The following is a 7,397-nucleotide window of genomic DNA, read 5'->3' on the forward strand; positions in this document are numbered from 1 at the left end:
GGAGGGGAGATTATGTGGTATCCCGGTCATATAAATAAAGCAAAAAATGCAATAAAGAAAAATTTAAAAATAGTTAATTCTATAATCGAAATAGTTGATGCAAGAGCACCTTATTCAAGTAGAGCGTATGAATTTGAAAAGTTATTTCAAGGTAAAGATAAAATAATAATATTAAATAAAGCTGATATATGCGATCTTGAAAAAACGAAGAAATGGGAAGAATTATATAAAAAAAGAGGATATAAAGTAATAAAGACCAGTTTAAAAGATGTAAATGCAAGAAATTTTTTGATAAAAAACGTAGCTCCTTTAATTCCAGTAAAATTTAATGAAAAAACTGCGATAATAGTTGGGGCTCCAAATGTTGGAAAATCAACTTTTATTAACTCAATAAAAGGTAAAAAGTCTACAAATACTGGTAATATGCCTGGAATAACAAGAGGAGTACAATGGGTTAGTGCAGGAAATAATATAAGAATTCTTGATACTCCAGGAATATTATTTCCTGAACTGTATAATAAATCTATAACAAGTAAATTAATATTGATAGGTTCATTAAAAGCTGAAGATGATGAAGCCGATGAAGCAGTTTTTTATGCATATGAATATCTCAAAAATAATTATCCAAAAGTAATAAAGAAAATTGTTGATAATGATTTACATAAAGGAGCATACGAATTTATTTTAGAATTTGCAAAAAAAAGAAATTTTATAAAAAAAGGTGGTATTGGTGATTATGAAAGAGGTAAAATGACCTTTTTAAAAGAACTTATAGATGGCAAATATGGTAAAATTACTTATGATGACATTGAGGAATTTGAAGAGATTAAAATTTAAATATCTTTTCATATTATTGATGATAATTAATTCAAAGGTATTTTCATATGAAGTATTTAGTACAGAAGAATTCTTTGATTTTTTTTTGAAAAGCAAAGTAAGTTCTTCTGTTAATATAGATATAGTTACAATGAGTTTAGATGAAGAAATTCTAAATTTTTTTGATCAGAAATCTCAAAATATAAATATTTACTGTCACTATTTTGATAAAACTTATATAAAAAAATTTGAAAATATAAAATTTCATAAAATAAAAACTCAAGGTGGATACCTTCATCAAAAATATATGATATTAGATAATAGCAGTATCATATTAGGGACTGGAAATCTCACGAAAAGTGGAATTTATCAAGATATAAACCATTATATATATACAGATAATGAAAAAATAGTTGAAATATTTAAAAAAGAAATTCAAAATATAAACTTAGATTTTAAAACATATAAAAAAGTGTTAAATTTAGAAAATGAAGAAATTATATTTTTAAATTTTCCATCTGAAGAAAATTTTAATTATATAAGAAAATTGATAAATAATGCCCAAAAAAGTATAAAAATTTTTACATTTTCTTTCACTGATCCGCTATTAACCTATGATATCCAATTAAAAAGTTCTGAAAATATTGAAATAAAAATATTATCAGATGATTGGAATAAAGAAAATGACTCTCCACTCAAATATATGAGTGGAGTAAAAATAAAATATTTAAAAAATTTACATTCTAAAATAATTATAATTGATGATAATTATTTGATATTTGGAAGTTTTAATCATACTTATAGAGCAAGAAAAAAGAATTATGAATATGTTTTAATATTTGATTCAGAATATCTTATAAAATATTTTGATGAACAATTTGAATATTATTATAATCGAGGTGTTGAACTTTGAAATTAAGAATTGCTATGGCTCAATTGAACCAAACCGTTGGAGATTTAGAAAAAAATACAGAAAAAATACTAAAAAGTATAAAAGAAGCTTATGAAAAGAAAACAGATATAATAGTTTTTCCAGAGCTTGCTATAACAGGATATCCACCAGAAGATTTAATATTAAAAACTCAATTTTTAAGGGATATAAAAATAAAACTTAAAGAGATAATAGAATACTCTAAAGAAAAAAATATTTTAATATTAGTTGGTGGTGTTGACTGGGATATAGAATCGTATAATTCAGCTTTTATAATATATAATGGTAAGCTGGAATATACGTATAAAAAAATGTTTTTGCCAAATTACTCTGTATTTGATGAAAAAAGGTATTTTTCTCCAGGATATGAACCACTTATGATAGATTTTGAGAATATAAAAATAGGGATAAATATTTGTGAAGATCTTTGGGTACCAAATGGACCTTCACTTGCTTTAGCTCAAAATGGTGCAAATATAATTATAAATCTATCGGCGTCTCCTTTTTATAAAAATAAAAATAAATCTAAAGTTGAAATGTTAAAAACGAGAGCATCGGAATTGTCTACATGGATAATATATACAAATTTAGTAGGTGGACAAGATGAAGTTGTTTTTGATGGTGGAAGTATAATATTAAATCCTTATGGTGAGATAAAAAGTAAAGGTCCATTATTTGAAGAAACAATTTTATATTATGATATAGATCCTTATGAAACTACGAGAGCTAATTTAAGAGAAGGAAAAAGAAAACATCATAATAGCAGTATAGCTGATAGTGTAAAAACGATAAAAATAAAACATGAAATAAAAGAAAATGAAAAAATAAAAAATGTCGAATATATTTGGGAGAATGAAATACATCAAATATATAAAGCAATAAAACTTGGTATAAAAGACTATGTTCAAAAAAATGGATTTAAAGATGTTGTATTTGGATTAAGTGGAGGTATGGATTCTGCAATTGTTGCAGCTATTGCTTGCGATGCATTAGGCTCTGAAAATGTTATAGGTATAATGATGCCTTCTGAATTTTCGTCTATAGGATCTATTGAAGATTCTGAAAAATTAGCTAATAATTTAAATATGAAAATATATAATGTTAATATAAAAAATACATATAATAAAATGGTTGAAGAAATAGAAGGAATCATTGGTAAAGATTTTGATGTAACTCAAGAAAATCTTCAAGCTAGAATAAGGGGCAATATAGTTATGGCTTATTCTAATAAATTTGGTAATCTTGCTCTTGCAACAAGTAATAAATCGGAATCTGCTGTTGGGTATTCTACTTTATATGGCGATATGGTCGGAGGTTTTTCTCCAATAAAAGATATATATAAAACTGAAATATATAAATTAGCAAAATTTTATAATGAGTTACATAATAAAGAAATAATACCCAATGAAATATTTATAAAAGCACCTTCAGCTGAACTAAGACCAGATCAAAAAGATGAAGATTCTTTATTACCTTATGAACTTCTTGATGAAATATTATTTAAATATATAGACAGGGAAATGTCTGTTGATGAATTGATAGAGCTTGGATATAAATTAGAAGATATAAAAAAAATAACAAGACTTGTTGATTTGTCTGAATATAAAAGAAGACAAGCTGCCATAGGAATAAAATTATCGGAAAGAGCTTTTGGACGTGATAGAAGAATGCCTATTACAAATGGTTATAGAGCTTGGAAAAGAATAGAGGGAGAATAAAAATGGCTAAATTAACTAAAACAGAGAGACATAATGCATTTAAAAATTTTTCAATAATATTAGGTCTTATGGCTGTTATATATCTCATCGCTTTTTTTCTTTGGGGAATATATGAAGAGGGTCTTAAATTTAAATTTTATTATCCATATATAAAGATAAAAGATGATTCTTTTAAAAGTATAAAAAATTTTCCATATAAATCAAAGAATACTTCAATAAAAATAGATGAAACAGAGTTTTCTAATATTTATGATATAAATACTAAGTTTGGGAATTCAGAAATAAGAAGTTTTGATAATAGATTCTTCTTTTTTGAAAATGAAAAATTATCAATAATAGCTTACCCTTCATATGAGTTTAGAGGGTTAGAATATCAAATATTTAAAGATGATGGTAAACAAATAAAACTAATAGTAGTTCCAAATGAAAGTACTATAGATAATATATTTGATTTTTTAAATAATATAGAAGATGTTAAGAGAATAGAAAATATAGATAAATATGATTTTATAAAAACAGATGAAGAAAAGATGATAATCAATTCATATAAAAGAACTTTTATATTACCATCTAAAGATATAAAAACTATGGTTGAAAGTGATGAATTTATATACTTATTATCTAATGATTTAAAAGATTTAAACAAGATATATATAATAAACAAAGAAAATCATATAATAAATGAATTAATAATTTCAGAATACAAATAAAGCTGCTTATGCAGCTTTATTTAATAGTTAAAAGGTATTTTAATTTTCATTTCATTTCTTTTGGGATTTTTTTCAAATTGTATTTGTATTTTGCTTATATCATATTGGCGTATCCCACGATAAAATACAGCAATTTTTTCTCCTAATTCGGGTTCTTCATCGAGTAATTGGTTGAAATTTGATGAATCATCGATAGAAAAATTTTTTTTCTTACTTTTGAACAGGTTTTTAAATTTTATCATATAAATCCCTCCAATATACGATTGTATACTACAATAATTATATACCTGTATAATTAAAAAAACATTAATTTATAATTGCTTTAGTATTAATAAAAAATGTAACTTTTTTATTTCTTTTTTACTTTAAATTAAAATATTAAAAAATATTAATATGACTAAAGATATTATACTATATAAAATAAATTAAAGCTAATTTGAAATTTTGATTTTATTGAATTTTAGGAATAAATATATTTAATAGGCATAAGTTATAATAAAAAGAGTTAATTACCTTTAAAGTTGTTTGAAATATTATCTTTAAAAAGGTAAAATATAATATGAAAAAAATTTCATATTTATAATAAAATGAGGAGGTATATAATGTTGTTTTCTGAAAAAATATTATCTGTAGAACCTTCAATAACATTAGAGTTAAATGCAAAGGCTATAGAACTTTCAAAAAAGGGATATGATATAGTTAAATTGACTGCAGGTGAACCAGATTTCAGTACTCCTACTGAAATAATAGAAGCTGCTTATGAAGCTATGAAAAATGGTAAAACTAAATACACTGATTCAAAAGGAATAATAGAACTTAGAGAAAAAATTGTAGAGTATGTTGAAAAAAGAACTAATTTAAAATATGGTACAGATGAAGTGGTTGTTACTAATGGTGGAAAACAATCTTTATACAATATTTTACTGGCTATGATAAATCCAGGGGATGAAATAATGGTTTTAGATCCTTCTTGGGTTAGCTATGAAGCTCAAATAAAGATGGTTGGAGGAGTTCCTGTCCATGTGCCTCTTGATGAAGAGGAAGGGTTTCTACCTACAGAAAGTAAATTAAATAGATATTATTCTCCAAAAACTAAAGCTATTTTAATAAATTCACCTAATAATCCTACAGGAGTTGTTTATCCAAAAGAAACTCTTGAAATTATAGCTAATTTTGCAAAAGATAAAGAAATATTTGTTATAAGTGATGAAGTTTATGAACTTTTAATATATGAAGGAAATCATATATCAATAGCTACTATTGAAGATATGAAAGAAAGAACTATAATAGTAAATGCTTTTTCTAAAACATGGGCTATGACGGGTTGGAGAATTGGATATTGTTTAGGACCTAAAAAATTGATGAAACAAATAGCAAAAATTCAATCTCATAGCACATCAAATGTTAATACTCCAACACAATATGCAGCTATAAAAGCTTTTGATGTTGATGTTTATTATATGTTTAAAAAATTTAAAGATAGAAGAGATTATGTTGCATCCAGATTAGAAAAAATGAATTTAAAATTTTTAAAACCTAAAGGAGCATTTTATTATTTTATAAATATATCTGAATTTGGAATAGAAGATTCAGAATTTTCTAAAAAATTATTAGATGAAGCAATGCTTGCGGTAGTTCCAGGTTCTGGATTTTATAAAAAAGGATATATAAGGATATCTTTTGCTACATCTGATGAAAATTTAGAAAAAGCTTTAGATAGACTTGAAAAATTTGTTAAAAATTTGAGAGAGAAAAAATGAAAACTTTAGATTTACTTGTTGCAGAAATTGGCAGTACAACTACAGTTGTTACTGCCTTTGATAAAATAGAATCAGATGAACCGGAAATATTGGGCCAAGCGGAACATTATACTACTGTTCTACAAGGAGATGTAACTTTAGGTATAAAAAAAGCAATATCTATACTTGAAAAAAAGATAAAAAATAAAATAAGATGGAAAAAGTTTTTGGCGAGTTCTTCTGCTGCTGGTGGACTTAAGATAACAGTTCATGGACTTGTTTATGATATGACTGTTAAAGCTGCAAAAGAAGCTGCTTTAGGAGCAGGAGGAGTTATAAAATATATAACTGCTGGTAAGATAAGAAATATGAATTTAAAAAAAATAATGGAAATATCACCAAAATTAATAGTTTTAGCTGGTGGTGTTGATTATGGAGAAGAAAATACAGTACTTTATAATGCTGCATTACTTGCAGACTCAGAAATAAATGTCCCAATTGTGTATGCTGGAAATTGTTCCGTATCAGAAGAAATTAAAGGAATTTTAGAAAAAAAAGGAAAAGAAGTAATATTAACTGAAAATGTTTATCCTAAAGTCGATCAATTAAATGTAAAACCTGCAAGGAAAATTATTCAAGAATCATTTTCAAAAAATATAATATATGCACCAGGAATGGAAAAAGTTTATGATATAGTTGATGATGAAATCATTCCAACTCCTGGATCTGTAATGCTTACAACTGAATTATTATCAGATATTTATAAAGATGTACTTGTTGTTGATATTGGTGGAGCTACTACAGATATTGACTCTGTTACAGAAGGAGATCCTTTAATACAAAAAATTATGTTATCTCCAGAACCTATTTCAAAAAGAACAGTTGAAGGTGATTTAGGCTTATATGTTAATGCTCATAATGTTATAGATTTGATAGGTGAAAATGAATTAAGAAAAGAATTTGAAGATTATGATGATTTAATAAAAAATTTGAGTCCATACCCTCAGAATGATAGACAAGAAATGTTTGTCTCTACTTTGGCAAAATACTGTTTTGTTGAGAGTATAAAAAGACATGCCGGAAACAAAAAATATCTTTATGGTCCAAATGGAAGACAAGAAATAGCAGTTGGAAAAGATTTAACTTCCATAAAATATATTTTTGGAACCGGTGGAATTTTGAGTAGGTCAAAATATAAATATGAAATAATGAAAAAAATATTAGAAGAAGATAGAAGAAATTCTTTAATTCCTGGACAAAAAATATTTTTTGGTTATGATAAAAATTATATATTTGCAGCTATTGGTGTTTTATCCACTGTTAACAAAGGGGCAGCTATTAATTTGTTGAAAAAAAATATAGAAATAATAAAAAACAGATGATAAAAAATCATCTGTTTTTTTATGGTGGGCAGAGACAGAATCGAACTGTCGACACACGGATTTTCAGTCCGTTGCTCTACCGACTGAGCTATCTGCCCACT

The 7,397-nt window shown here is 25.4% G+C and carries 7 protein-coding genes and 1 tRNA gene; 6 read left to right on the plus strand and 2 right to left on the minus strand.

Annotated features, from left to right (window positions below):
• Positions 1 to 12: 12 nt before the first annotated feature.
• The 4 genes from ylqF to PWP28_RS06550 are packed head-to-tail and all read left to right on the plus strand — an operon-like array spanning position 13 to position 4,175.
• Entirely contained in the window at positions 13 to 837 is an 825-nt protein-coding gene (gene ylqF, locus PWP28_RS06535) for a ribosome biogenesis GTPase YlqF (protein WP_305081130.1), read from the plus strand.
• Positions 785 to 1,729, plus strand: a complete 945-nt coding sequence (locus PWP28_RS06540; protein ID WP_206050491.1) for a phosphatidylserine/phosphatidylglycerophosphate/cardiolipin synthase family protein — start codon at positions 785 to 787, stop codon at positions 1,727 to 1,729. Before ylqF ends, PWP28_RS06540 begins: the two co-directional genes overlap by 53 nt.
• Positions 1,726 to 3,465, plus strand: coding sequence for an NAD+ synthase (locus PWP28_RS06545; protein WP_109603839.1), 1,740 nt, complete (start codon positions 1,726 to 1,728; stop codon positions 3,463 to 3,465). The genes PWP28_RS06540 and PWP28_RS06545 overlap by 4 nt, the downstream gene beginning before the upstream one ends.
• Positions 3,466 to 3,467: 2 nt before the next feature.
• On the plus strand, positions 3,468 to 4,175 hold the full coding sequence (locus PWP28_RS06550) for a hypothetical protein (RefSeq protein WP_308644440.1): 708 nt from the start codon (positions 3,468 to 3,470) through the stop codon (positions 4,173 to 4,175).
• A 20-nt stretch (positions 4,176 to 4,195) separates the two neighbouring features.
• Here PWP28_RS06550 and PWP28_RS06555 read toward each other — a convergent pair whose 3' ends face one another.
• Positions 4,196 to 4,417, minus strand: a complete 222-nt coding sequence (locus PWP28_RS06555) for a hypothetical protein (protein WP_109603841.1) — start codon at positions 4,415 to 4,417, stop codon at positions 4,196 to 4,198.
• A 360-nt stretch (positions 4,418 to 4,777) separates the two neighbouring features.
• Here PWP28_RS06555 and aspC point away from each other — a divergent pair, with 360 nt between their 5' ends.
• Complete coding sequence (aspC, locus tag PWP28_RS06560; RefSeq protein ID WP_109603842.1) at positions 4,778 to 5,935, plus strand: aspartate aminotransferase; 1,158 nt, start codon at positions 4,778 to 4,780, stop codon at positions 5,933 to 5,935.
• Entirely contained in the window at positions 5,932 to 7,296 is a 1,365-nt protein-coding gene (locus PWP28_RS06565) for a GlmL-related ornithine degradation protein (RefSeq protein ID WP_308644441.1), read from the plus strand. The genes aspC and PWP28_RS06565 overlap by 4 nt, the downstream gene beginning before the upstream one ends.
• Positions 7,297 to 7,318: 22 nt before the next feature.
• Here PWP28_RS06565 and PWP28_RS06570 read toward each other — a convergent pair.
• A tRNA-Phe gene (locus tag PWP28_RS06570) sits at positions 7,319 to 7,394 on the minus strand.
• Positions 7,395 to 7,397 lie beyond the last annotated feature (3 nt).

Source organism: Oceanotoga sp., from assembly GCF_030445905.1.
GTDB lineage: Bacteria > Thermotogota > Thermotogae > Petrotogales > Petrotogaceae > Oceanotoga > Oceanotoga teriensis.